The following is a 24,272-nucleotide window of genomic DNA, read 5'->3' as shown; positions in this document are numbered from 1 at the left end:
CTTCGTCCTACGCGCGGGCTCAGCCCGCGAGAAGCTTCTTCACGGCGGCGGCCACCCGGCCGCCCTCGGCCCGCCCCGCGACCTTCGGGCCCACGATCTTCATGACCGCGCCCATCGCGCGCGGCCCCTCGGCACCGGCGGCCTTCGCCTCCTCGACGGCGGACGCCACGATCGCGGACAGCTCCTCGTCGCCCAGCTGCTGCGGAAGGTACGTGTCGAGCAGCGCACCCTCCTTCTTCTCCCGCTCGGCCTGCTCGGCCCGGCCGCCCTGGGCGAAGGCCTCGGCCGCCTCGCGGCGCTTCTTCGCCTCCTTGGCGATCACCTTCTGCACCTCGTCGTCGGAGAGTTCGCGCGACGTCTTGCCGCCGACCTCCTCCTTGGTGATGGCGGTGAGCGTCAGCCGGAGCGTGGACGAGGTCAGCTCGTCGCGCGCCCTGATGGCCGCCGTGAGGTCTTCCTGCAGCTTGGACTTGAGCGTGGTCATGCAGTGATTGTGGCAGGTGCGGTGCGCCCGACGCCCGCCGGTTTTCCCGCGGGCACACCCCGTCTGCGACGATGGGCGCATGCGCGCACGCTACGGAGTCCCCCTCAAAATCACGGCGGTCACCGCCGCGGCCGGCGCCCTCGGCCTCGCCTACGCGGCCGGATTCGAGGCCCGCTCGTTCCGCCTCCGACGGGTCGCCGTCCCCGTACTCCCGCCCGGGACACGCCCGTTGCGCGTGCTGCAGGTCTCCGACATCCACATGGTCTCCGGCCAGCGCAAGAAGCGCGCCTGGCTGCAGTCCCTGGCCGGGCTGCGCCCCGACTTCGTCGTGAACACCGGCGACAACCTCTCCGACCCGGAGGCCGTCCCGGAGCTGCTGGACGCGCTGGGGCCGCTGATGGAGTTCCCCGGCGTGTACGTGTTCGGCTCCAACGACTACTACGGCCCGAAGCTCCGCAACCCCGCCCGCTACCTCGTCGAGAAGGCGGCCGGCAAGCACGGCCTCAACGGGAACGCCCCCGCGGTCGGCGTCGTCCACAACCCGTGGGAGCCGATGCGCGACGCCTTCGACGAGGCGGGCTGGCTCAACCTCTCCAACACCCGCGGCCGGCTCAAGGTGGAGGGCCTGGACCTGGCCTTCACCGGCCTCGACGACCCGCACATCAAGCGCGACCGGTACGCGGAGGTGTCCGGCGGCCCCGAATCGGGCGCCGACCTCTCGATCGGCGTCGTCCACGCCCCCTATCTGCGCTCGCTCGACGCCTTCACCTCGGACGGTTACCCCCTGGTCCTGGCCGGTCACACCCACGGCGGCCAGCTCTGCATCCCCTTCTACGGCGCCCTGGTCACCAACTGCGACCTCGACACCGACCGCGTCAAGGGCCTCTCCACCCACACGGCCGACGGCCACCGCGCCTACCTCCACGTCTCCGCCGGCTGCGGTACCAACCGCTACACCCCGGTCCGCTTCGCCTGCCCCCCGGAAGCGACCCTCCTCACCCTCACGGCCCGCGACGCCTGACCCCGACCGCCACCGGGCCCTCCCGCCCCAGCGGCGAAAAGCGGATTTCGTCTCCGGGCGCGGGTGGGCTAAAGTAATCGATGTCGCCGGGAGACCAGCGACGATCGGGGTGTAGCGCAGCTTGGCAGCGCGCTTCGTTCGGGACGAAGAGGTCGTGGGTTCAAATCCCGCCACCCCGACAGCCGTAAGACCAGGTCAGGGGCCTGATCCACTTAGTGGATCAGGCCCCTGAGTGGTTTCCGAGGGTGGACGCCCCAGCGCCTCGCGCGGCGTCGCCGCGGGCCTCCCATGCCAACGGTTTCATCACAGATGAACGCGGGATTCCGTCGTGGACGACGCCTGATTTCACAGGGCCGCCACAAGGGCACCGCTCGACCACCACGTCCGCCGGTGCGCGCGTGACCTTTATGAGCTCCCTGTGGCCGATATTGCGTACTATTCCGCGCCCGGTGCGGGGCGTCGGACGGGGCCGTCGCACGGAGTTGCCCGGCGTACCGGATCAGTGGTTGCATCACGCCCGGTCGAGGCGGGAAGCCCCTGCTCCGCACTGCGACAGGCCATGGCCGCGCCTGTGACCTCGATCATTCGAACGTGGCAGGGCAAGAGACCGAGAACGGCAGCCGTCCTCATGGGAAGGCGGTGTGCGCCGGTCAGAAGGGAGCAACGTGAGTTGCTCGCACGCAGCAGGATGCCCCCTTTTCCCTTATCTCAGGGAGAGTCTGCAAGGGTGGCGCGATTACTACTGCGACAGCGCGGATCAATGGCAGAGCTGTGCGCGCTACCGGATGTCGCTCACGGGCGAACGTGTGCCGATCAGCCTGCTGCCCAACGGGGCCCAGGCGCACCATCTGGAAAGCACGCAGGCGGAGACAGGAGTGGGCACGGGCGGCGCCGCCGTACCGCAGCAGCCCTACCCGCAGACTTCGCAGGCACGACAGACCCAGCAGGCCCAGCAGACCCAACAGACTCAGCAGGCCCAGCCGGATCCGTACGGGGGGCAGTCGTACGGCGGTCAGTCGTACGGCGGTCAGTCGTATGGCGCCCAGCAATACGGTGGTCAGCCCTACGGAAGCCGGCCGTACGAGCCCGCCGCGGTGTCGCGTGACGGGGTGCCGGGGTCTCCTCGTGATCACCGGCACGACGCCCGGCCGAAGCGTGGCTGGTGGGCTCGGCTCACCGCGTGGATGGGAGGGCCCGCATGAGTGGCTACTGGCCCTGGTGGGCGGGTGCCGCGGGGCTCGCCCTGGTCACGGTCAACTACGCGCTGACGACGGATCGTTCCTTCGGGGTCTCGTCCGCGTGGGACCGCGTGCTGCACTGGCGCAGGGAGCGCCGGCTGGAGCGGATGGACGAGGAGTTCGCCGACGAGAAGGCGCTCACCGCGGCGCTGGCCGCGGCGACGGCCGAGCACTTCGGTACCGGACCGGCCGGGCCCGTGGCTCCGCCCCCGCCGCCCGCTCCACATGTGACGGGGCCGACGCCGCGTCAGGAAGCCCCGGCGCCGGAGCGGACGCCCGCACCGCTGTTCACGCATGCCGCCCTGCTGGTGTCGATCTTCGTCGGCGGTCTGATCGCCGCGCTCACCACGGGGCGGTTCCATCCGCGTCTCGACATGGGCCCCGGATTCCGGGACGTGGTCACCGCGAACCCGGTCGTCATGACCGCGGTCCTCTTCGTCGGGGGCGTACTGGTCGGCTTCGGTACGCGGCTGGCCGGCGGGTGCAGTTCGGGGCACGGGCTCAACGGCTGCGGGCGTCTGCAGCCGGTCAGCCTGGTCGCGACCGCCGTGTTCTTCGGGACCGCCGTCGGCGTCTCGTTCCTGCTGTGGAAGGTGATCTGATGCGCACGAGGGGCGCGGTTCTGCTGGCCAGCGTCATCACCGGGCTGGCCTTCGGCTACACCGTCTTCCGGATCGGCTTCGGCGACTACGCCGAGCTGAACCGCATGTTCACCTTCCAGGACCTGCGGATGTTCTACTCCTTCGCGGGCGCGGTCGGAATCCTCGTGGTGGCGTTCGCCCTGATGCGGCCGCAGCGCGTCCGGACCCGGATCCATGGAGGCGTCGTCCCCGGCGCGGTGATGTTCGGCACGGGCTGGGCGCTCTCCGGCGGCTGCCCGGCGATCCCTCTCGTCCAGGTGGCCGGCGGATACCTGCCCGCGCTGATCACCATCGTCGGGGTCATGGTCGGCATGCGGCTGTGCCGCTGGGCCAACGGACGCCACTTCCACCTGGACCGGGGCTCCTGCGGCCTGTAGGTACGGGCCGTCCGGCGGGGCGCGTCGAGCACACTCCCCCCGGCAGTCCTCAGCGGGGCGCGTAGGGCACGCACCCCCGGCACTCCTCGCATGACCGTCGCCGTGGCCCGGAACCGTTGTGTCCGGACCACGGCGACGTACCCGTGCCCCTTCGGAGAACCGCGCCCCGGCCGGGCCGGAGCGTCGCGGTCTCAGAACACCATCGCCAGGAGGTCCGCGAAGAGCTCGTCCTCGTCGGTCTCCAGGCCGCGTTTGGTGAACCAGGTACACATGTTGTGGCAGTCCCGCATGAGGAAGTCCATGCCCTGCGGATTGCCGACGATGTCGACCACCTGGGGCAGGTCGATCATCACGAGCCGGTCGCCCTGGGCCAGCACGTTGTACGGGGAGAGGTCGCCGTGGGCGAGGCCCGCTCGGGCCAGCTCGCGCATGCCGGCGCGGAGCTGGTCGAAGTAGGACGCGAGCAGGGCGCGCTCGGGCCGGACCTGGGCGAGCCTCGGGGCGGCACCGCCCTCGCCGTCGTCGATGAACTCCATCAACAGCTCGGTGCCGTCCACCTGTACGGGGTACGGAACCGGAACGCCCGCCTGCCAGAGTCGGCAGAGCGCTTCCCACTCCGCGTACGCCCACTGTGCGGCCGCGACGCTCCTGCCGTGCGCGGTCTTCTTGGCCAGGGCGCGGCTGTCGCGGCTGTTCTGCGTACGGCGGCCCTCGACGTACGAGGCGCTGCGGTGGAAGGAGCGGTGCTCCTCGGTCCGGTAGCGCTTGGCCGCCAGGAGGGAATGGCGCGCGGGGTTGTCGCCGATGCGGTCCACGGCTCGTTCGAGCAGGAAGACGTCGGCTTCCTTGCCGGTCTTGAGAATGCCCAGTTCCGTATCGATCGCGGCCTGTTCGGTCACGACCCAGTCGGGGCGGGGCTCCGGGCCGCGCGAACCGCGTTCCACGTCGAGCCAGGTCGACCAGCGCTGATCGGCGCCGAGCCGTTCCTGGACGGCGTCGAACCGGAAGGCGAAGGCGTCGTCGGAGAAGGGGTGGTCAGTGTGGGTGGTGCTGAAGGTACGGGAGACGTCGGAAGACATCTGATGTGCTCCTGGAGAAAGAAGAGGGACGGGTGCGGACATGCCGCAGCACAGTGACGAACATCTGTCAGCCCTCCTTGGGTCCAGGCAGCACGAACTGCTGCACAACGCGCCCCACCTTGCTGGCCCGCTCGCATCCACGCAACCGAATTAACCGGTCCCGGCTTCGGGAACAGTGCGTCCCGTCCGCGCGGTTGCACCTACGGGGAAGGGGACGACGGGGGAAGCGGAGAGACGCGGAAGCGGCCGGCCGGCGGATGCGGTGACCGACGCCGGGGCTGCTTCGCGTGCGTGGAGGCGGGGTGTACCGGAGCCGTTCGCCCGACGGCCGGCTACTCCGCTCCGGCTGTCCGACGCCCCGTCCCCCACCCGTACCGGACCATCGCACGACGCGCACTCCGCAGGAGGACTGCAACATGACCGACCGACCCCTGACCCTCATGGCCGTGCACGCCCACCCGGACGACGAGGCCACCGGAACCGGCGGAATCCTCGCGCGCTACGCGGCCGAGGGCATCCGCACCGTGCTCGTGACCTGTACCGACGGCGGGTGCGGCGACGGGCCCGGGGGGACCAAGCCCGGTGACCCCGGGCACGATCCGGCGGCCGTCGCGGCGATGCGCCGCGAGGAGCTCCGGGCGAGCTGCGACGCCCTGAAGATCAGTGATCTGGAGATGCTGGACTACGCCGACTCCGGAATGGTCGGCTGGCCCAGTAACGAGGCCCCGGGATCCTTCTGGCAGACCCCGGTGGAGGAGGGCGCCGCCCGGCTGGCGGAGCTGATGCTCCGGTACCGGCCCGATGTCGTCGTCACCTACGACGAGAACGGCTTCTACGGCCACCCCGACCACATCCAGGCCCACCGGATCACCATGGCCGCGCTGGAGCTGACCGGTCTGACGCCGAAGGTCTACTGGACGACGATGCCGCGCTCGGTGATGCAGCGCTTCGGCGAGACCATGCGCGAGTTCGACGAGAACGCTCCCGAGCCGAGTCCTGAGGAGGCCGCCGCCATGGCCGAGATCGGGCTTCCCGACGACGAGATCACCACTTGGGTGGACACCTCCCCGTTCAGCGGCCAGAAGTTCGACGCGCTGGCCGCGCACGCCAGCCAGGGCGAGAACATCTTCTTCCTCAAGATGGGCAAGGAGCGGTTCGGTGAACTGATGGGCGTGGAGACCTTCCTGCGGGTCAGGGACACCACCGGCGCCCCCGTTCCCGAGAACGACCTCTTCGCCGGGCTGCGCTGACACCGCACCGCCCGGCCCGGCGCCCTCGACGGGGCGGTCGGGCCGGGCCGGTCGAGCCCGTTCCGCATTCCTTACGCGGCCTTGGTCAGCGTCGTCCGGTCCGCACCGGGACCCCGCACCGCCACGGACTCCGGGGCGGCGGTGGCGCCTGAGGCGCCCGTCGCCGTGCCGGCCCCGGCCGGGAACCGGACCGTGTCCCGCTCCTCCTCGCGCCGCCACAGCAGCAGGGCTCCCACCGCGCCGGTCACCGCGAGGGCCGCCAGGACCGACCAGGTGAGCGTGAAGCCCCCGGCCGTACCGAGCCATCCCGCGATCGGGTACGTGATCAGCCAGGCCAGGTGGGACAGGGAGAACTGCGCCGCGAAGACCTCGGGTATCGCGTGGGGCCCGGCGGAGTCGCGCAGGACCTTGCCGGTCGGGGTGATGACCAGCGCCATGCCCACTCCGATGACGGCCCAGACGACCGCCGTACCCGCCCAGGTGGTGAGACCGGCCGCGACCGTGGTGACCGCCGCCGCCGTACCGCCCACGAGGACGCCCGCGCCGGTCAGCATGACGCTGCGGGCGGCGACCCGGTCGAGTACACGGGGCAGGACGAGGGCGGCCAGGAGCGTTCCCGTACCGGAGGCGGCGAGCATCCGGGCGACGTCCGACTGCGAGCCGTCCAACGCGTCGCGCACATAGTTGACGGTGCTGACGACGACGATCGAACCGGCCGCCGCCACCACGAGGTTGAGCGCCATGACCCCCCGCAGCCGGGGCGTGGTGACGAACGTCCTGATACCGCCCGCCACCTTGTCCCACGCCTTGGTGTGCGCACCCGCTCGGGCGTCCGGGATGCGCGTCGACAGGACGAGCAGGGCGGAGACGACGAACCCCGCCGAGGTGCCGAGGAAGAGCCGGTCGAAGGTCATGAACGTCAGCGCGACGGCGGCCAGCACGGGGCTGAGCAGGCTCTCCATGGTCGAGGCGACCTGGGACGCGGACAGCGCACGCGTGTAGGCGGCCTCGTCGGTGACGATGTCGGGGATGACGGCCTGGAACGTCGGGGTGAACGCGGCGGACGCGGCCTGCAGCAGGCCGATCAGCACATAGACCTGCCAGATCTCGGTCACCAGCGGCAGCGCGAGCGCCACCGCGCCCCGGATGACGTCGAGGACGACGAGGAGGGCTCTTCGGGGAAGCCGGTCGATGTACGCGGCGGCCAGTGGCGCGATCACGACGTACATGACCATCTTGATGGTCAGGGCGGTGCCGAGGACCATTCCGGCACGTGGGCCGGCGAGTTCGTAGGCCAGCAGCCCGAGGGCAACGGTGGTCAGTCCCGTACCGAACAGGGCGATGACCTGGGCACCGAACAGGTGCCGGTAGTCGCGGACGGCGAACAGTCGCATGACGGGTTCCTTCCGGATCCATGCGGCGAGCGCGGGCTCTTCGGGCGGAGCCCGCGCCCCCCGTGTACAGACGGGGATGTCTTCTCTACGCACCGGCCTCGCCTCCCGGAGTGAGTCCGGCCAGGAGGTCGAAGGCGCCGGTGGGGACGTTGAGCGCGACGACTCCGGCGGCATCGGCTGTCGCGCGATTGCTACAGCTGTGCGCGCGCAGCGCGGTGATCTGGTCGTCGGCGATCGCCACCGGCTCGCGGTGGACCTGGAGGGCGGGGGCGATAGCCGCCGTGACGGCGGGATCGTCCGACGTGCCGTGCCGGGTGGGGGTGGCGAGGTCGGCCGGCAGCCCGCGCGAGGTGCCCACCGCCGCTTCGGGCGTGAGCCGGGTCAGGCTGGGCATGTCTCTTCTCCTTCCGCGACGGGTGTGGGCGGTGAGCGGGGGCGGGGGCTGAGGTCAGTGGTGGGCGTGGGTTGCCTGGTGACCCTCGTGGTGACCTTCGTGGTGCGTGCCGTGGTGACCCTCGTGGTGCGCGCCGTGGTGGCCGGTGTGCTCGGCGGTCTCCTCCTGCGCGGCCTCCGCCGGGCCGCCGGCCTCGGGCTCGGTGGTGCGCACCGTGAACTCGGCCGTCCGTACGACGCCGTCGTGCTGGAAGTCCAGGAACAGCCGGTACGTGCCGGCCGTCGGTGCCACCGCCATGAACGTGATCTCCGGGCCGGGTGCGGTGACCCCGTCGCCGGGGGCGCCGTCCGGGTGCACATGGAGATATCCGAGGTCGCCGACCCGCAGCGCCACCAGGTGCCCGTACGCCGCCAGGTACGGCTGGAGGTCGGTCACGGGAACGCCGTTTCTGCTCACCGTGAGCGTCAGCTCACTCGCCTCGCCGGGCAGAAGCCCTCCGTCCAGCGCGACACCGTACTCACCGATCCGCGCGATCCCCGTGGCCTCCGGCAGCGGGCGCGGCTCGTAGAGGCCGGCGACCGACGCGTCGGCGCCCAGGGTCAGGGTGCCGGTGTGGGCGGCGGGGTGGATGTCGGTGAAGAACCGCCAGTCCCCCGGCTCCAGCTCCAGTTCGGTGCTCCAGGTGCCCTGTGCGTCCCGCACCGGGTGCACGTGCTGGAACCCCGCCGTGTCGCGCCGCACGGCTATGAAGTGCAGTTCCTTCTCGTGCTCGGGCACGAACTCGGTCACCGGCCGGCCGTCGGGGCCCGTCACCCGGAAGGTGACCGTCCGGCGACCTGCGGTGAACACCGTCGCGTCGAGCTCCAGCGTGTACCCGCTCCGCGAGACCGCCAGCCCACCGGGCTGGTCCCCGCCGTGACCGGCATGGCCGGCGTGCGCGCCATGGCCGGCGTGGCCTGCGTGCGATGCGTGGTTCGGCTGATTCGTGTGGCTGCCGTGTCCGATGTGGTTCGTCATGACATCTCCCTGGCTGCGGTGCGTCCGACGTCGTCCGGTCGGGGCGACACTCGGAACCATATACCCCTGGGGGGTATATGGCGAGCGCTGAGGGACGGAATCTCGCGGAGACCCCCAGCCTCCCCGGACCGGCCGTTCGACGGCCTCCGGATCAGTCGCGTCGGATATGTCTCAGCTCGACATGGCGGCGGGTGAGAGGCAGCGAGGCCAGTGCCGCGACGATCAGGACGGCGACGGTGCAGGCCACGAGGAGCGGCAGGCCCTCGCCGTCCCAGTAGACGGTGCCGCCGCCGGTGATCAGATAGCTGGACTCCGCGAGACGGCCGGCCACCAGGGCACCGACCAGGCCGACGGCGAGCGGCAGCAACACCTGGACACACTGGGCCGCCCGGACCGTGCGGGGGCGGGCGCCGAGGAGGTGGAGCGCGGCGATCTTGCCCCGCCGTTCCATGGCCCGGTCGGCGGCGGACACGGCGAAGGCGGCGACCCCGATGAACAGCCCGAGAATCATGCCGGCCGCGAGCAGGCTCTTGACCACGGTGATCTGCTGAAGGCCCTCCACATTGATGCCCACCGGCTCGATCCTCGCCGTCGGGGCGATGGCACCGATCCCGTCGAGCACCGTACGTACGGCGCTCGGCGCGGAGTCCGACAGCAGGACGAGCTGTCCGTCCTCCGGCCATTGCCCGGCGGGAAGCAGCGAGGGCGGGATGACAATATGCGCCCCCATGAAGGCCGAAGGTTGCCACGCCCGGATGTGAACGGCACTCCGAGGAATGGTGACCGGGAACTTCTCTTTACCCTTCCCGTCGGCCGTGCGCAGCACGAAGGTGTAGGCCTGCCCGGGACGAATGTCCGAATCCTCGGCGAACTCCGAGTCGACGAGACGCTGGACTCTGCCGTCCGTACAGCCCCGGGGCGGCTGAGCGGTAAACCCGGCCAACTGCGCACAGTCGGCAACCACGGCCATGATCCCGGACCGGGTGAACTCGCCGTTCGCCACCGCCGAGTCCATCTCGACGACGTTCGACCGCGCGCCCTCGACCCGACGCATACGGGCGCGCTGCCCCGCGTCCAGTTCGGCGAGCGGGACGTTGTACTCCTGGGTCGAGGACATCGGCTTGCTGACGTGGGCCAGCTCCACAAGAACGCCCTGAGCGAGCGACGCGGCGTACACGAGGAGGACCAGGCCGGTGACCACGCGCAGCGAGGCACCGGGCTCGACCTCGTTGCGGCGCATGGCGAGGGTCAGGGAGAGCGACTGCGTGGAGCCTGCCAACCGTTTGGCAAGCCAGGCGGTGACCGGGGCGAGCGCGAGAACGAGGCCGCCCCCGGTCAGCAGCACCCCGACAGGGACGAGCAACGCGTTGGCCGACCCTCCCGAAATATCCCGCCCGAGGGCCCCGAGGGCGCAGTACCCGCTGATGACGCCGAGTCCCGGCAGGAGCAGCAGCAGTCCGTACTTCCTCGGAGAACGGGGCAGTGCGCCCCGCCGGACCTGGAGCGGGCGCAGCGCCGCTTCGCGGGCCCGGTGGCGTCCGACGAGCCAGGCGAGAACGGGGCAGACGAGAAGACAGACGGCGAGGACGGTGCCGGACGGGCGGCCGTCGGGCGGGTACCACTGGAGCCCCGGCAGGCCGACCTCGGCAAGTGCCTCGTTGGCGAGGGCGTACACACCGGTGCCGAGGAGCGCCCCGAGGGACGCGGCGGCCACCGTCTCCACGGCGTCGACCCGCATCGCTCCCTTCACGCTCAGCCCGAGCAGCCGCAGCGCCGCGAGCCGCCGCGCCCTGGACTCGGCGGAGAGCCGCGCGCACACGGACAGGAACACGGCCAGTGGCAGCAGCACCAGGCAGACCAGGGCGAATCGCAGGATGTCCAGGGTCGATTCGTCCACGACGCCGGACGGTGCCCTGCGCGAACCGAAGCCAGCCAACGGGCGTGCCTCATCCGGTAGTTGTGCCTGCGTGCGGCCGATGTAGGCGTACAGCTCGTCGGGGCCGGTGAGCCCTTCGGGCCGGATCGTTCCCGTGATGCGCCCGGGGAGCAGCCCGGCGAGGCCCGGTTGCTCGGCCAGGATCTCGCGCAGGCGCGGGGAGACGATCACCTCACCAGGTCCGGGGAGCCGGTCGACCCCGGGCGGCGCGGGCACGCGGCTCCCGGCCGGCACCGTGAGGAGCATCCGATTGAACGGCTGGGAGCCGTAAGAGTCCTGGCGGGTCAGGAAGACCGTGTCTTCGGCGGACCGGGCGTGGTAGACACCGGTCACCACACGCGGCTCGCGTGCCGCGGCCCGGTCGTCATGGGCGTCCAGGATCGCCGGAACGGTCAGCACGGCGGCGAGGCACGCGACGCCTGCCGCGCAACCGAGGGTCATCAGCAGGAAGCGGGCACGCCCCACCCGGCCGGCGCCGCGCAGCAGGCGCAGCCCGATGAGGAGCGAGGTGACGGACGAAGAGTTCACGACATCGCCTGCCTGGCCAGAGACCCGTCGGCCATCGTGTAGCGGTTGTCCGCGCGGGCGGCCACCGAGGCGTCGTGCGTCACCATCACGACAGCTGTGCCCTGGGACCGCGCCAGAGCCAGGAACTCCCCCAGCACTGCTTCGGCGTTGACGCTGTCGAGCGCTCCCGTCGGTTCGTCCGCGAAGACGACCGCGGGGCGGTGGACCAGGGCCCGCGCCACCGCGACCCGCTGAGCCTGTCCCCCGGAGATCTCCGAGGTCCGGCGCTGCCGCAGCTCTGCGAGCCCCAGCCGGCCCAGGACCTCGCCTGCCGTCTCGTGGGCCGCCGCCTTGCGCTGTCCGGCCAGGCGAAGCGGCAATGCGGCGTTCTCCTCCACAGTCAGTTCCGGGAGCAGTTCCCCGTACTGGAAGACGAACCCGAACCGTTCCCTGCGCACCGCGCTCAGTTCCTCGTCATCGAGTCTCCGCAACGGCACGCCGTCGAAGGAGACCTCACCGCGCGTGGGCGGCAATACCCCGGCCAAGCAGTGCAGCAGGGACGACTTCCCCGATCCGCTGCTGCCCATGATCGCGCAGACCTCGCCGGGGTCCAGCGTGAAGTCCACGCCGCATACGGCCTTGTGTGCGCCGTAGCGCAACTCCACACCCGTCGCGCGGAGGATGGCATCCATGGTGAGCGGCACCTCTTGTCTCGCCGTGACTCATCGGTCCGCGGCGACGCCGGGGCCTGGCTCCCGGGGCCTGCCGCACGACCCCACTACCTTGCGTAGTGCTTCGTGTAGGAGCAGTTGTCGGGGTGAAGTGAGCCCCGATCGCGGCACGTTCGGATCCATGCCTGCCGGGTGTACTGCGCGGCCCCGTCGTAGACGATCTTGTCGAGGTGAACCGTCTTGCCCTGTTTCCCATTGAGGCGGTTCCAGCCGTAGCCCTCGACCCGCACCTGCATGTAGACGTTGTTTCCGTCGCCCTCCTCGGCATCCGCCAGACTGCCTTTGAGGTGGAAACCGCCGTGATTCTTTCCCTTGGGCTCCCACTTGTAGGCGCCGTCGACGAAGGCGGCACCCGTCGTCTTCAGCCTTGGAACGGGGGGCCAGCCCCCAGCAACCGCGGCCCCCATCCCCCCGAAGAACAGCGCGCCGGTAACGGCCAGAGCTGTCAGCTTTCGCATGCTTCCTCCCTGCGGAATCACCGAGCCAGTGATTACAGAGAGTATCCGCTCAACTCCTCTTCGTGCACTGAACCGATCTTGCTTCGCCCGATCCAGTGACGACGGAAAGATGGATGACGAGACGCCCCCACCCCGCCTCCGCGACCCCGCCGGAGATCGCCCCGGCCCCCCGACCGCAATCTCATGACTAAACCTTTGCCTTAACTAAACTGTTTACTAGACAACGTTGTCACCCACACGTCAGAGTGGCTCCGGGGGCGCGATCCGTACCGGAGAACCGCACCCGTTCACGAAAGGTGTGGTGGTGGCGTGACGGTGTACGGAGCACTGGACATCGGCGGTACGAAGATCGCCGGGGCGCTCGTGGACGACACGGGGACCCTGGTCGCACGCGCCCAACGGCCCACACCCGCCCGGGAGTCCGCCGAGGTGCTGATGGCCGCCGTGACCTCGGTCGTCGACGAGCTCGCCCGGCATCCGATGTGGGACACGCAGAGCTGTTTCGGCATCGCCAGCGCCGGGCCGGTCGACACCGCGGCCGGCACGGTCAGCCCGGTCAACATCCCTGCCTGGCGCCGCTTCCCGCTGGTCGAGCGGGTGGCCGCGCACCCCCGGATGCCCGCGGGGACCCGGCCCGTGCTGGTCGGCGACGCCGTGGCCATGACGGCGGCCGAGCACTGGCTCGGCGCGGCGCGCGGCTTCGACAACGCCCTGTGCATGGTGGTCTCCACCGGCGTCGGCGGCGGCCTGGTCCTGGACGGCCGGCTCCGCACCGGCCGGACGGGGAACGCCGGCCACATCGGGCACATCACCGTCGACCTGCACGGTTCGGTGTGCCCCTGCGGCGCGCCGGGCTGCGTCGAGGGGCTGGCCAGCGGTACGTCCATCGCCGCCTACGCCGAGGCCTCCGGCTGGACCCCGCCGACGGGCGGCCCCGCGACGGCCGCCGAGGTGGCGCGCTCCGCGCGGGCCGGCGATCCCCGCGCGCTCGCGGCCTACGACCGGGCGGCCCGCGCCCTGGCGGCGGCCGTCGCGGCCACGGCCGCCCTGGTCGAACTCGACCTCGTGGTCGTCGGCGGCGGGGTGGCCCAGGCCGGCGACATCCTGTTCGCACCCCTGCGCGCCCACCTCGCCGGCTACGCCGTACTCGACTTCACCCGCGGACTGCCCGTCGTACCGGCGCTGCTCGCCCTGGACGCCGGGCTCATCGGCGCCGCGGCAGCCGCCTCCACCACCCCCGGGAGAAGCACCGTGGTCCCGGCGAGGACCGCCGAGGCCGCCGGGAGGACCGCCGCATGGACCGCCTGACCAACACCGTCCGCCGCTACGCCTGGGGCTCCACCACCGCGCTTCCCGCACTGACGGGCGCGGAGCCGGACGGAACGCCGCAGGCCGAGCTGTGGATGGGCGCCCATCCCACCGCGCCGTCCCTCGTCGAGCGCGGCGACGGTCCGCGTTCGCTCGGCGCGGTCATCGAGGAGGCGCCCGGGGCCGAACTGGGCGAGGCCGTTCTGCGCCGCTTCGGGCCGCGTCTGCCGTTCCTGCTCAAACTGCTGGCCGCCGAGGCGCCGCTCTCCCTCCAGGTCCACCCGGACCTGGCCCAGGCCGCCGCCGGGCACGCCCGCGAGAACGCGCGCGGGATCCCGCTCGACGCCCCGCACCGCACCTATCCCGACGCCAACCACAAGCCGGAGATGATCGTCGCGCTCGGCGCCTTCGACGGTCTCTGCGGCTTCCGGACCGCCGCCGGCTGCGCCGACCTGCTCGGCGCGCTGCGGGTCGCTCGGCTCGACCGTCACCGCGTCGCCCTGCGGGCTCTCCCCGAGGAGGCCGCGCTGCGGCAGGTCTTCTCGGCGTTCCTGACCCCGCACCGCTCCCTCGTCGCCGAGGTCACCCGCGCCGTGGCCCGTGAGGCGGCGCGTCCCGGCCCGTTCCGGGAGGAGTTCGCCGCGTACGAGACCATCGCGCGGGCGCACCCCGGGGACGCCGGACTGCTGCCCGCGCTGATGCTCAACCATGTCCGGCTGGCACCGGGCGAGGGGCTCTTCCTCGGCGCGGGCGTACCGCACGCCTATATAAGGGGGCTCGGGGTCGAGGTCATGGCGGGCTCCGACAACGTGCTGCGCTGCGGGCTGACGTCCAAGCACGTGGACACGGCCGAGCTGCTGCGGGTGATCCGGTTCGCCGCGACCGAGGTCCGGGTGGAGCGGCCCGTGGCCGTCACCGGTGGCGAGGAGGTGTACGCCTGCGCCGTGGACGACTTCCGGCTCTCCGTCGTACGGCCCGGCGCGCACCGGCCGGAGGTCGCTCTCGACGCGGCCGCCCCTCAGATCCTCGTCTGCACCTCCGGCACCGTCCGTGTCACCGGAGCCGACGGCTCGCTCGACCTCCCTGCGGGCGCCTCGGCGTACGCCCCCGCGGGGGAACCGCTGACGGTCAGCGGAAGCGGAACCGCCTACCGCGCCACGGTGGACATCGCCTTCCCCTGACCCGCCGTACGCACAACGCCCCGCCCGGAACGTCGCACCGGGCGGGGCGGGGGTCGGACCTCACAGCTCGGACCTCACGATCCGGACCGAGCGATCCGGACCTCACCGTGCAGACCTCACCGTTCGGACCTCACGATCCGGACTTCACGATCCGGACCAAGCGATCCGGACCAAGCGATCCGGACCTCACTGCTCGAACCTCACGATCCGGAAGCTCAGTGCGCCACCGGTGCCTGCGCCGTCGAGCCGCGCGGGGTGAGCGACGGCGTCGGCACCTGGACGGAACCGGAATGCTGTCCCTCGATGACCGCGAACAGCGTGCGGGCCACCTGGGCGCCGAAGCTGTGGACGTCGTGGCTCATCGCCGACAGCGTCGGATGCGTGATCCGGCACAGCTGTGAATCGTCCCAGGCCAGCAGCGACACGTCGTCCGGCACCACGAAGCCCATCTCGGCGGCGACGCCCGCGCCCGCGACGGCCATGATGTCGTTGTCGTACACGATGGCCGTCGGACGCTCCGGCGACATCAGCAGGGACCGGGTCGCCCGCGCCCCCTCGCCGCCGTCGAAGCCGGTCGCGATCTGCCGGCCCTCCTCAAGTCCCAGCTCCCGCATCGTGGTCGCGAAGGCGTGGGCCCGGATCGCGCTGTGTCCGAGCCCGACCGGGCCGCCGACGCGGGCGATCCGCCGGTGGCCGAGCGCGGCCAGATAGCGCACGGCCTCGGCCGCGGCGGTCGCGTCGTCGGTCCACACGGCGGGGAACGCACCGGTCAGCGAGGGATGTCCGACGGCCACGGCCGGCAGCCCGATGGAGGCCAGCGCGGGAACCCGCGGATCGTCCTCGTGGAAGTCGACCAGGATCGCGCCCGCGATCGTCTGGCTGCGCCACCACGACCGGTACAGCTCGGTCTCCTCGTCGAGGTCCCGCACCAGCCGCAGCAGCAGCGAGTACGACCGGTCGGCGAGGACGCTCTCGATACCGGAGATGAAGTCCATGTAGAACGGTTCGAGGCCGAGCAGCCGGGCGGGCCGGCACAGGGCCAGGCCGATGATGTCGACCCGCTGGCTGGAGAGGCTGCGCGCCGTGAGGTTCGGCGCCCAGCCCAGCTCCTTCGCCGCGTCGAAGATCCGCTGCCGGGTGGCGTCCGAGACACCGGGCTTCTGGTTGAACGCCAGCGACACGGCGCCCTTGGACACCCCGGCACGGGCGGCGACGTCCTTGATCGTCACACGGGCGGGACCGTTCACCGGGCGCCCGCGCTGAAGAGGGCGGACCGCGCCCTCGCCTCGTCGACGGAGCCGCAGCCCGTCACCCGGATCCGGAGCCGCTCGCCGGGCAGCAGGGTCCGCAGGCCCTGATCGGCCTCGGCGGCCGGGTCCAGCCGGTCGGCCTGGAGAAGAAGGTCTCTCAGCAGAGTGTGCGCGCTCACCACGACGTCGACTGTATCCCGCCTGCCCGCCACCGCCTCCACGTCGACGTCGAACTCCGGGGCGGGATAGGCGAACTCCTTGTCGGTGACCGGGAAATGGAGCGCGCGCAGACCGTCTGCGTCGGCGACGAGGAACTCCTTGGCGGACGCGGCACCGGGCACCAGCTCCTCGGGAACGGGGATCCGCACCACCGAGCGGGGCCCCACCGCCACCTCCCGCACCGCGCGGTGCAGCGTCGTCCCGTCGGCCTCCACGCGCCGCAGCTCCACCGAGGTCCGCCACTCGGCACCGGCCTGGTTGACGACGGCGAGAACCGGGCCGCCCTCGCCCCCGTCGCCCGTGGGCAGCAGGGTCAGCAGCCGGTCCGCGTACACCCGGCGCAGCTCGTGGTAGAGCGGCTTGAGCCGGCCGTCGCCGTCGATGGCGGCCCAGGAGCTGACCGGCCAGCAGTCGTTGAGCTGCCAGACGACGGTGCCGGCGCAGACCGGCCAGTGGGAGCGCCAGTGCTCGATGCCGGCGGCGACGGCGCGCGCCTGCACCACCTGGGTGAGGTAGTGCCAGCGGTCGAAGTCGTCCTCGGGGAGGTGGAAGTGGCGGGCGACGCCGCGGTTCAGCTTGCCGTTGCCGTCCTCGGCCTTCTGGTGATGGAGCATGCCGGGCGAGTCGGGGGCCAGGTCCTCGCCGGGCAGGGCGCGCTGGAGCGTGGCGAGGGCCGGGGGCGCCTGCCAGCCGAACTCCGCGACGAAACGGGGGACGTCGGCGCGGTACTCGGCGTAGTCCTGGCGGTTCCAGACCTCCCAGGAGTGGTGGGTGCCGTGCGCCGGGTCGTTGGGGTGGTGGTCCCAGGAGCCGGACCAGGGGCTGCCCGCCGCGTAGGGGCGGGTGGGGTCGAGTTCGGCGACCAGCCGGGGCAGCAGTCCCAGGTAGTAGCCCTCGCCCCAGGAGTTGCCGGCCAGCTCGGGCTCCCACTCCCAGTCGCGGAAGCCCCACAGGTTCTCGTTGTTGCCGTTCCACAGCACGAGGCTGGGGTGCGGCATCAGACGGACAACGTTGTCACGCGCCTCGGCCTCGACCTCGCCGCGCAGCGGCTGCTCCTCGGGGTAGGCGGAGCAGGCGAAGAGGAAGTCCTGCCAGACCATCAGGCCGAGTTCGTCGCAGGCGGTGTAGAAGGCCTCGTCCTCGTAGATGCCGCCGCCCCAGACCCTGACCAGGTCGACATGGGCGTCGGCGGCCTGCCGGAGCCGGGTGCGGTAGCGCTCGGGGGTGATCCGGGACGGGAAGGCGTCGTCGGGGATCCAGTTGACGCCGCGCGCGAAGATCCGCACGCCGTTGACGACGAGGGTGAATCCGGTGCCGTGCTCGTCGGCGGAGCGGTCGAGTCCGATCGTACGGAAGCCGATCCTCCGCTCCCAGTCGTCGAGTACGCCGTCGGCGTCGCGCAGTTCGACGGTGAGGTCGTAGAGGTGCTGGTCGCCGTAGCCGCGCGGCCACCAGAGGCGCGGCGCGTCGACGTCCAGCCGTACGACGGCCTCGTCCCCCTCGACGAGGGCCTCGGCGCGGACGCCCGCGACGGAGGCGGTGACGGTCAGCGCGCGGGCGCGGCCGCTGTCGGCGCGCTCCACCGCGATCCGTATCTCGGCCCGGCCGGTGCCGTCCTCGACGGTGACCAGTGGACGCACCGAGGCGAGGCGTGCGGTGGACCAGTGCTCCAGGCGGACCGGGCGCCAGATGCCGGCGGTGACGAGCGTCGGCCCCCAGTCCCAGCCGAAGTTGCAGGCCATCTTCCGGATGTACTGGGAGGGTTCGGGATAGACGTTGGGCCGGTCGCCGGTCAGGGCGCGGACCGCCTCGGCCTCCTCGTACGCGGAGGCGAAGGCGATCTCCAGCAGCCCGGTCGCGCCGGTGACGTCGAACCGGTGGCCGCGGTGCATGTTGCGGGTGCTGCCCAGGGTCCGGCCGTCGAGGGTGAGCGTCGCGGCGGTGTCGAGTCCGTCGAGGACGAGATCCGTCCGCTCGTGGCCGCTGTCGTGCGCCACCTGCCGCTCGTACGTCCAGGAGCGCCGGCCCACCCAGGCGACCTCGTTCTCGTTGAGGCCGAGAAAGGGGTCCGGGACGATCCCGGCGGCGTGCAGATCGGTGTGCACACAGCCGGGCACGACGGCGGGGAGCAGGGATCCGTCGTGACGCAGGGTCCAGCCGTCGTTGAGCGGGGTGACGTCCTTCATGGGAGCGGCTCCAATCGCCTGACTCGGACCGGTGACCCGGGCCGGTGGTTCAGGCCGGTAGATGTACGACGCCGCCAACCTAACCCGCTGATCACGTCGTGTCCATAAACCGGTCTAGTGCCACTTCCGTCACCGTCAGCTCGCTCACCATCGGACGAATCGGCACAAAGAGGCTTGCTGGTAACGATTGAGCATCACGATCGAAATTTGAGCTTTACCGGTTCACTACTGGGCTGCCATAGTGCCGCTATCCCACCGCAGACCTTGAGCCGCCATCTTGAAGGAGTTGGGCACATGGGGAAGACCAAGACCCTGACCGGTGCGTTGCTGGCCGTCGCGACGCTGACCGTGACGGGGTGCGGCGGCGGGGGCACGCCGTCCTCGGAGACCGCCTCGGCGCCCGCCGACGCGAAGGAGGTGAGCGGCAGCATCACGGTCCTCACCCAGCGCACCGACCTGGTCAAGAGCGGTGCCATGGACGCCTACGCGGCCGAGTTCCGGAAGATCTACCCCAAGGTCAAGGTGAAGTTCGAGGGCCTCACGGACTACGAGGGCGAGGCCCGGATCCGGATGAACACCAAGCACTACGGTGACGTCCTCATGATCCCCGGCGCGGTGGCCAAGAACGACTACCCGCGGTTCTTCGCCCCGCTGGGCTCCGCCGAGGAACTGGGCGCGAAGTACCGCTTCAGCGACAAGACGGAGGTCGGCGGCAAGGTCTACGGCGTCGCCCAGTTCGGCACCGCCAACGGCTTCGTCTACAACAAGGCCGTGTGGAAGCGGGCCGGGATCGAGGAGTGGCCGAAGACGCCGCAGGAGTTCCTCGCGGACCTCGGCGCGATCAAGGCGAGGACGAAGGCCGTGCCCTACTACACCAACTTCGGCGACGGCTGGCCGCTGGTCCAGTGGACCAGCAATGTCGGCTCGGTGACCTGCGACAAGGACGCGAGCAACAAGCTCGCCGGAGCCGTCTCGCCGTGGAAGGCCGGGAGCGAGCTGAACGTCTCGGACACCCTGCTCCACGACATCGTCAAGGGCGGGCTCTCCGAGAAGGACCCCAACACCACCAACTGGGAGGAGTCCAAGACCCTCGTCGCCAAGGGGAAGATCGGCGCGATGATGCTCGGCTCCTGGTCGATCACGCAGATGCAGCAGGCCGCCGAGGCGGCCGGCGGCAGCAAGGGCGACATCGGCTTCATGCCCTTCCCCGCCCAGAAGGACGGGAAGTTCTGCGCCACGCTGGTCTCCGACTACCAGCAGGCGGTGAACATCAACTCCGAGCACAAGGAGGCCGCCCGCGCGTGGATCGACTGGTTCACCGAGAAGTCCGGCTACTCCGCCAAGGAGGGCGCGGTTCCCACGGTGAAGTCCGCGGCCATGCCCGACACCCTCGAGGACTTCGTTGACAACGATGTCACCTTCATGGAGCGGTCGGAGAAGGACACCGCGAAGGTCAACGACATCGACAAGGCGTCCGAGATCGGCCTCAACACCCCCGACTACCGCCAGAAGTTGATCGACATCGCCCGCGGCGCGGAGCACGGCAGCCTCAAGGACTTCTTCGCCGGCCTCGACAAGAGGTGGGACGAGGCGGCGAAGACCGCCGGTTCCTGACAGCCGGCGGAGGAAGGCCCCGGCCGCCCGGCAGCGGCGGCCGGGGCCGACGAGCCCGACGGGCGCAAGCGGATGAGAGAAGGCCCTGAGACATGACCCGAACCATCGATACGGCCCCGGCGACACCGCCGCGCGCCGCGGCCCGCCGGGCCGGGGGCAGCCGCCGGCGTCCGCCGCGGCAGGCACCACGCGGACGGCTGCTGCGGCGGCTGACCCCGTGGATGTTCCTCGCCGTACCGCTCGTACTGCTGATCACCTTCACGTACGTGCCCGTCGGCAACATGCTCTACTACAGCTTCACCGACTGGGACGGCATCAGTCCCGAGCGCGATTTCACGGGCGTGGACAACTACGTCCAGATCTTCACCCGGCCCGAGCTCTTCCGGGTCTTCTTCGTCAGCTTCTACTACCTCGCCGCGTCCGTGGTGCAGATCGTGATCGCCCTCTACTTCGCGACGGTGCTCAGCTTCGACCTCAGGTTCCGCAACCTGTTCAAGGGGATCCTCTTCTTCCCCTACCTGGTCAACGGCGTGGCCATCGGCTTCATCTTCCTGTACTTCTTCAAGGACGGCGGCACGCTGGACTCGGTGCTGTCCTGGGTCGGCGCCGGTTCCGACCACGCCTGGCTGGGCGATCCCGCCTCGGCGAACACCTCCCTGTCCGGCGTCTCGGTCTGGCGCTACACGGGCCTGAACTTCGTGCTCTTCCTCGGCGCCATCCAGTCCATTCCGGGTGAGCTGTACGAGGCCGCGCAGCTCGACGGGGCCTCGCGGTGGCAGCAGTTCCGGCACATCATCGCGCCGGGCATCAGACCCGTACTGAGCCTGAGCATCATCCTGGCGGTCTCGGGATCCCTCTCGGTCTTCGAGATCCCGTGGATCATGACCGGCGGCTCGACGGGGACGACGACGTTCGTCATCCAGACCGTCAAGCTCGCGTTCCAGTTCAACAAGACCGGGCTGGCCTCGGCCGCCGCGGTGGTGCTGCTGCTGATCATTCTGCTGATCACCTGGATCCAGCGCCGTCTCGTGCCCGATGAGAAGGTGGACCTCGTATGACCACGGCCCCGACCACGACCCGGAAGTCCGCCGCGGCCGTCCGCACCCGCGGCCTGATCGGCAGGACCGCCGTCTATCTCTCCCTGGTGCTGGCCTCGCTGGTCGTCCTCGTCCCGCTGGGCGTGGTCCTCCTGACCTCGCTCAAGACCTCGGACGAGATGGCCGACGGCGGCCCGCTGTCCCTGCCCTCGGACTGGCTCAACCTCTCCAACTACGCGACCGCGTTCACCGACGGCAAGATGGTCACCGCCTTCGGGAACACCGCGTTCATCCTGCTGTTCTCGATCACCGGCACGGTGGTCATCGGCTCGATGACGGCGTACGCGATCGACCGCTTCCACTTCCCGGCCAGGAAACTGGTCATGGGGCTGTTCCTGGTCGCCACCCTGGTCCCGGGCGTCACCACGCAGGTGGCGACCTTCCAGGTCGTCAACAGCTTCGGCCTGTTCGACACCCGGTGGGCACCGATCCTGCTGTACATGGGGACCGACATCGTCTCCATCTACATCTTCCTGCAGTTCATCCGGGGCATCCCGGTCTCGCTGGACGAGGCGGCCCGGCTGGACGGGGCCAACTCCTTCACGGTCTACCGGAAGGTGATCTTCCCGCTGCTCAAGCCGGCCATCGCCACCGTGGTCATCATCAAGGGGATCACCGTCTACAACGACTTCTACATCCCCTTCCTCTACATGCCGTCGGAGGAGCTGGGCACGGTGTCCACCGCGCTCTTCCGGTTCAAGGGGCCGTTCGGCGCCCACTGGGAGAACATCTCGGCCGGCGCGATCCTCGTCATCCTGCCCACGCTGGTCGTCTTCCTGTTCCTCCAGCGGTACATCTACAACGGCTTCGCCCAGGGCGCGACCAAGTAGGCACCCCGCATGGCACCACTGGCGCCACCCCGCGCACGGCTGCCTCATTTCTCATGAATACGCAGATCAGGGCCCGATCCACCCAAGGGATCGGGCCCTGATCGCTTCCCGCACGCCATGCAGTGGCACCACTGGCGCCATTCATACGCTTGCCATGGCGCCACAGTGGTGCCATGATGGCGTTATGGACCTCACCCCGTATGTCGACACCATCCGCCGCGAACTCGCGGTGGCCGCCGAGGCCGGCGGCGAGGACGCCCGCGAACTCGCGGACCGGCTCACCGCCCCGCTGGAATCGGCGACCCGGCTGACGATGCTCAACGTGCTCTCCGCCGCGATGGACGAGATCACCCGGGAGCTGGCCCCCGGCTCGGTCGACGTACGGCTGCGCGGACTGGACCCCGACTTCGTGGTGACCCTGCCGCCCACCGGCGGCACCGCGGCGGAACCGGTCGCACCCGCCGCCCCCGCCGAGCCGCCCGCCGCGGCCGGCGACGGCGAGGAGGGCGCCACCGCGCGCGTCAACCTGCGCCTCCCGGCCCCGCTCAAGGCCCGTGCCGAACAGGCCGCGAGCCGGGAGGGCCTGTCGGTCAACGCCTGGCTGGTACGGGCCGTCTCGGCCGCGGTCGACGGCGGCGCCCCGCCGCGCACGGCGGAGAGGTCCCGGGCCGTCGGACAGAACTTCACGGGATGGGTGCGCTGACCGCGCCCCCGCCCACCGCACCCGAACCACTTCATCCACCGGGCGTCCCACCTGCGAGGACGCCCAGCAGACTCATGAGGACGGGACAGCCATGCCTTCTTTCGACACCCCCGGGCCCATCACCGCCACCGCGCACGTGGACGCCGGGTCCATCCAGTTCATCGCGGGCGACCGCACCGACACCGTCGTCGAGGCGCGGCCCCGCGACCCGAAGAAGGACCAGGACGTACGGGCCGCCGGCCAGACCGAGGTGGCGTACGCGAACGGCGCCCTGACGATCCGGACGCCCAAGCAGCGCTACCTCGTCGGGCGGACCGGCATGGTCGACGTGACCGTCGAACTGCCCGCCGGCTCCCATGTGGAGATGACCGGCGCCTGGGCCCAGGTCCTCGGCGAGGGCCGGCTCGGCGAGGTACGGGTGAAGACCTCGTCCGGTGATGTCCGGCTGGACGTCACCGGCCCGCTGAAGCTCACCGCCTCGCACGGCTCGATCACCGTCGACCGGGTCGAGGGGGCCGCCGAGATCACCACCAGCTCGGGCAGCATGCGCGTCGGCCACCTCGACGGACCCGCCGTCCTCAAGAACTCGCACGGCAGCACCACCGTGGGCCTGGCCAACGGGGAACTGAGGGTCAGCGGCGCCAACGGGGACATCGACATCGCCCGCGCCGAGGAGTCGGTCACCGCCACCACCGCGCACGGCACCCTGCGCGTGGGCGAAGTGGTCCGCGGGACCGTCCAGTTGGAGACCAACCACGGTGCCATCGACATCGGCATCCGCACGGGCACCGCCGCCTGGCTCGACGCGGACTCCGGCCGGGGCCAGGTGCGCAACACGCTCACGGCCTCGGACGCCCCGGAGTCGACCGAGGAGACCGTCAAGATCCGCGCCCGGACGCGCTGGGGCAACATCGACGTCCGCCGCTCCCAGGCCTGAGCCCCGCTCTCGCGCCCGCTCCCCCGCTCCCTTCCCCCTGCTTCTCCCCCTCTCCCTCTCTCCCAGTCTTCGCGTCGGAGGACGCCATGCCGAGTTCTGTCATGCCCATGTCTAGCTCTGCGACCATCGAGGAGGCGCCCAGCGCCGTCTCCGCCGTCGGTCTGCGCAAGTCCTACGGGGACAAGGTCGTCCTGGACGGCATCGACCTGCGGATCCCGGCCGGGTCCGTGTTCGCGTTGCTGGGTCCGAACGGTGCGGGCAAGACGACCGCCGTGAAGATCCTCTCGACCCTGGTGAGGCCGGACCCCGGATCCGGACCCGTCCACGTCGGCGGGCACGACCTGGCCACCGACCCCCAGGCCGCCCGCGCCACCATCGGCGTCACCGGACAGTTCTCCGCCGTCGACGGACTGATCACCG

General features: G+C 70.9%; 22 protein-coding genes and 1 tRNA gene. 13 read left to right on the top strand and 10 right to left on the bottom strand.

Going from position 1 to position 24,272, the window contains the following annotated elements:
• Positions 1-19: 19 nt before the first annotated feature.
• Positions 20-484 carry a GatB/YqeY domain-containing protein gene (locus ACZ4FH_RS33175; RefSeq protein ID WP_467309486.1) on the bottom strand — a complete coding sequence of 155 codons (465 nt, stop codon included), beginning with the start codon at positions 482-484 and terminating at the stop codon, positions 20-22.
• Between the two features lie 79 nt (positions 485-563).
• Here ACZ4FH_RS33175 and ACZ4FH_RS33170 point away from each other — a divergent pair, with 79 nt between their 5' ends.
• From ACZ4FH_RS33170 to ACZ4FH_RS33155, 4 genes are all read left to right on the top strand, one after another.
• Positions 564-1,505: a metallophosphoesterase gene (locus tag ACZ4FH_RS33170; RefSeq protein ID WP_467309485.1), complete on the top strand. Its 942-nt coding sequence runs from the start codon at positions 564-566 to the stop codon at positions 1,503-1,505.
• A 105-nt stretch (positions 1,506-1,610) separates the two neighbouring features.
• Positions 1,611-1,684: transfer RNA gene (locus ACZ4FH_RS33165), tRNA-Pro, on the top strand.
• A gap of 1,019 nt (positions 1,685-2,703) precedes the next feature.
• The gene (locus ACZ4FH_RS33160) at positions 2,704-3,345 is read left to right on the top strand and encodes a YeeE/YedE family protein (RefSeq protein ID WP_467309484.1); all 642 of its coding nucleotides are present in this window, start codon (positions 2,704-2,706) and stop codon (positions 3,343-3,345) included.
• Entirely contained in the window at positions 3,345-3,761 is a 417-nt protein-coding gene (locus tag ACZ4FH_RS33155) for a YeeE/YedE thiosulfate transporter family protein (protein ID WP_467309483.1), read from the top strand. The genes ACZ4FH_RS33160 and ACZ4FH_RS33155 overlap by 1 nt, the downstream gene beginning before the upstream one ends.
• A 191-nt stretch (positions 3,762-3,952) precedes the next feature.
• Here the strand turns inward: ACZ4FH_RS33155 and ACZ4FH_RS33150 are convergent, their stop codons facing one another.
• Entirely contained in the window at positions 3,953-4,840 is an 888-nt protein-coding gene (locus ACZ4FH_RS33150; RefSeq protein ID WP_467309482.1) for a serine protein kinase RIO, read from the bottom strand.
• 416 nt (positions 4,841-5,256) lie between these two features.
• Between ACZ4FH_RS33150 and ACZ4FH_RS33145 the strand changes: the two genes are divergently transcribed.
• On the top strand, positions 5,257-6,090 hold the full coding sequence (locus ACZ4FH_RS33145) for a PIG-L family deacetylase (RefSeq protein WP_467309481.1): 834 nt from the start codon (positions 5,257-5,259) through the stop codon (positions 6,088-6,090).
• A 71-nt stretch (positions 6,091-6,161) separates the two neighbouring features.
• Here ACZ4FH_RS33145 and ACZ4FH_RS33140 read toward each other — a convergent pair whose 3' ends face one another.
• The 6 genes from ACZ4FH_RS33140 to ACZ4FH_RS33115 form a co-directional block, all read right to left on the bottom strand.
• Positions 6,162-7,484 carry an MFS transporter gene (locus ACZ4FH_RS33140; RefSeq protein WP_467309480.1) on the bottom strand — a complete coding sequence of 441 codons (1,323 nt, stop codon included), beginning with the start codon at positions 7,482-7,484 and terminating at the stop codon, positions 6,162-6,164.
• A gap of 85 nt (positions 7,485-7,569) precedes the next feature.
• Positions 7,570-7,878, bottom strand: coding sequence for a hypothetical protein (locus tag ACZ4FH_RS33135; RefSeq protein ID WP_467309479.1), 309 nt, complete (start codon positions 7,876-7,878; stop codon positions 7,570-7,572).
• A 54-nt stretch (positions 7,879-7,932) separates the two neighbouring features.
• On the bottom strand, positions 7,933-8,895 hold the full coding sequence (locus ACZ4FH_RS33130) for a hypothetical protein (RefSeq protein ID WP_467309478.1): 963 nt from the start codon (positions 8,893-8,895) through the stop codon (positions 7,933-7,935).
• A gap of 151 nt (positions 8,896-9,046) precedes the next feature.
• A complete protein-coding gene (locus ACZ4FH_RS33125; RefSeq protein ID WP_467309536.1) occupies positions 9,047-11,272 on the bottom strand; it encodes an FtsX-like permease family protein in 2,226 nt (741 codons plus the stop codon).
• Between the two features lie 83 nt (positions 11,273-11,355).
• A complete protein-coding gene (locus tag ACZ4FH_RS33120) occupies positions 11,356-12,030 on the bottom strand; it encodes an ABC transporter ATP-binding protein (RefSeq protein ID WP_467309477.1) in 675 nt (224 codons plus the stop codon).
• 86 nt (positions 12,031-12,116) lie between these two features.
• The gene (locus ACZ4FH_RS33115; RefSeq protein WP_467309476.1) at positions 12,117-12,527 is read right to left on the bottom strand and encodes a hypothetical protein; all 411 of its coding nucleotides are present in this window, start codon (positions 12,525-12,527) and stop codon (positions 12,117-12,119) included.
• Between the two features lie 309 nt (positions 12,528-12,836).
• Between ACZ4FH_RS33115 and ACZ4FH_RS33110 the strand changes: the two genes are divergently transcribed.
• Together ACZ4FH_RS33110 and manA are read left to right on the top strand one after the other, a co-directional pair.
• Positions 12,837-13,835: an ROK family protein gene (locus ACZ4FH_RS33110; protein ID WP_467309475.1), complete on the top strand. Its 999-nt coding sequence runs from the start codon at positions 12,837-12,839 to the stop codon at positions 13,833-13,835.
• A complete protein-coding gene (manA, locus tag ACZ4FH_RS33105) occupies positions 13,823-15,016 on the top strand; it encodes a mannose-6-phosphate isomerase, class I (protein ID WP_467309474.1) in 1,194 nt (397 codons plus the stop codon). The genes ACZ4FH_RS33110 and manA overlap by 13 nt, the downstream gene beginning before the upstream one ends.
• Before the next feature lie 215 nt (positions 15,017-15,231).
• On the opposite strand, the gene ACZ4FH_RS33100 is transcribed toward manA, so the two are convergent.
• Positions 15,232-16,263, bottom strand: a complete 1,032-nt coding sequence (locus ACZ4FH_RS33100; protein WP_383651198.1) for a LacI family DNA-binding transcriptional regulator — start codon at positions 16,261-16,263, stop codon at positions 15,232-15,234.
• A complete protein-coding gene (locus tag ACZ4FH_RS33095) occupies positions 16,260-18,671 on the bottom strand; it encodes a glycoside hydrolase family 2 protein (protein ID WP_467309473.1) in 2,412 nt (803 codons plus the stop codon). Before ACZ4FH_RS33095 ends, ACZ4FH_RS33100 begins: the two co-directional genes overlap by 4 nt.
• Before the next feature lie 294 nt (positions 18,672-18,965).
• Here ACZ4FH_RS33095 and ACZ4FH_RS33090 point away from each other — a divergent pair, with 294 nt between their 5' ends.
• The 6 genes from ACZ4FH_RS33090 to ACZ4FH_RS33065 form a co-directional block, all read left to right on the top strand.
• Entirely contained in the window at positions 18,966-20,285 is a 1,320-nt protein-coding gene (locus ACZ4FH_RS33090; protein ID WP_467309472.1) for an ABC transporter substrate-binding protein, read from the top strand.
• A gap of 92 nt (positions 20,286-20,377) precedes the next feature.
• Entirely contained in the window at positions 20,378-21,343 is a 966-nt protein-coding gene (locus ACZ4FH_RS33085; RefSeq protein WP_467309471.1) for a carbohydrate ABC transporter permease, read from the top strand.
• A complete protein-coding gene (locus ACZ4FH_RS33080; RefSeq protein ID WP_467309470.1) occupies positions 21,340-22,212 on the top strand; it encodes a carbohydrate ABC transporter permease in 873 nt (290 codons plus the stop codon). Before ACZ4FH_RS33085 ends, ACZ4FH_RS33080 begins: the two co-directional genes overlap by 4 nt.
• Positions 22,213-22,396: 184 nt before the next feature.
• Positions 22,397-22,915, top strand: a complete 519-nt coding sequence (locus tag ACZ4FH_RS33075; protein WP_467309469.1) for a hypothetical protein — start codon at positions 22,397-22,399, stop codon at positions 22,913-22,915.
• A gap of 91 nt (positions 22,916-23,006) precedes the next feature.
• A complete protein-coding gene (locus ACZ4FH_RS33070) occupies positions 23,007-23,852 on the top strand; it encodes a DUF4097 family beta strand repeat-containing protein (protein WP_467309468.1) in 846 nt (281 codons plus the stop codon).
• Positions 23,853-23,959: 107 nt separating this feature from the next.
• The coding region (locus tag ACZ4FH_RS33065) for an ATP-binding cassette domain-containing protein (protein ID WP_467309467.1) at positions 23,960-24,272 on the top strand (313 nt) is incomplete at its 3' end.

The sequence above is a fragment of the Streptomyces sp. NPDC024555 genome, assembly GCF_055559335.1.
The sequence above is the reverse complement of the archived record's forward strand: the minus strand, read 5'-3'. Positions and strand labels throughout refer to the sequence as shown.